General features: G+C 76.9%; 1 protein-coding gene. It reads right to left on the minus strand.

Annotation, left to right across the window (positions count from 1 at the left end; genetic code table 11):
- The coding region (locus ABZ641_RS38675) for a serine hydrolase (protein ID WP_359989380.1) at positions 1 to 1,154 on the minus strand (1,154 nt) is incomplete at both ends.

Genomic DNA, 1,154 nt, shown 5'->3' on the forward strand with positions numbered 1-1,154 from the left:
GCCGTCGAGCGGCCGGCCGTCGGCGTCGTGGCCCAGGGCGACCGGCACCGCGGCGTGGTCCGGTAGGTCCTGGGCGAAGCTGCTGTCCGCGAGCCCGAGCGGCCCGAGGACGAGCCGCCGGGCCAGCTCGGCGAAGGGCTCCCCGGTGAGGTCGGCCAGCACCTGCTGCAGCACCGAGAAGTTGGTGGCCGAGTAGCTGGTCAGCCCGGCGAACAGCGGGTCCACCCGGAGCGCAGGCCGTCCGGCGACCGCCGTGCCGTCCAGCACCGCGTCCAGGGCGGGCACCGGTTCCGCGGGGTGGAAGTCGGCGAAGCCGGCGATCGGCAGCCCGGCGCTGTGGCTGAGCAGCTGACGGACGGTCACCTTCGCGGGCGCGCCGTGCACGTCCCGGATGCGCAGGGCGTGCAGGTACTCCGCGACGTCCGTGTCCAGGTCGAGCCGCCCCTCGGCGGCCAGGGCGAGGGCGACCACCGCCGAGGTGGGCTTGCTCATCGAGCCCACCTGGAAGGGCGTCCGGTCACCGACCGGGTCCGCCGCACCGGCCCGGACGACCCCGAGCTGCCAGGTGTCCACGACCTCCCCGCCGTCGACCACGGCGACGCTCACCCCGGGGATCGCCCGGTCGGCCAGCAGCTCCCGCAGGCCGTCGTCCGGCCGCACCGAGAGCCGGCCCCGGCCGCGCCCGCGGGCCGGCCGCGCCGTCCAGTCCCGGCCGGTCGACGGGCCGTCCGCCGCGGCGGCGTCGAGCGCCGCGGCGAGCTCCGCCACCGTCTGGTGGCTCATCGCCATCCGCGGCGTCAGGTCCAGCCCGGTCAGCTTCGCCTGGGCGACCATCCGGACGACCGTGATCGAGTCGCCGCCGAGCCGGGTGAACTCGTCGTGCACGCCGATCGCGTCGTTGCCGAGCACCTGGGCCCAGATCGCGGTCAGCACCAGCTCCGTCGTGCTGCGCGGCGGCACGAACTCCGCCGCCCGCTCCGCCGCCCCGGCCTCCTCCGGCGCCGGCAGCGCCTTCCGGTCGACCTTGTTCGCCGAACTCAGCGGCAGCTCGTCGAGCCGGACGAAGACCGCCGGCACCATGTACTCGGGCAGCGCCGCGGACAGGTGCGCCCGCAGGGCGGACGGCGCCGGCCGGGCCCCGGGGACGGCCACCA

Source organism: Kitasatospora sp. NPDC007106, assembly GCF_040634455.1.
GTDB classification, from domain to species: Bacteria; Actinomycetota; Actinomycetes; order Streptomycetales; family Streptomycetaceae; genus Kitasatospora; species Kitasatospora arboriphila.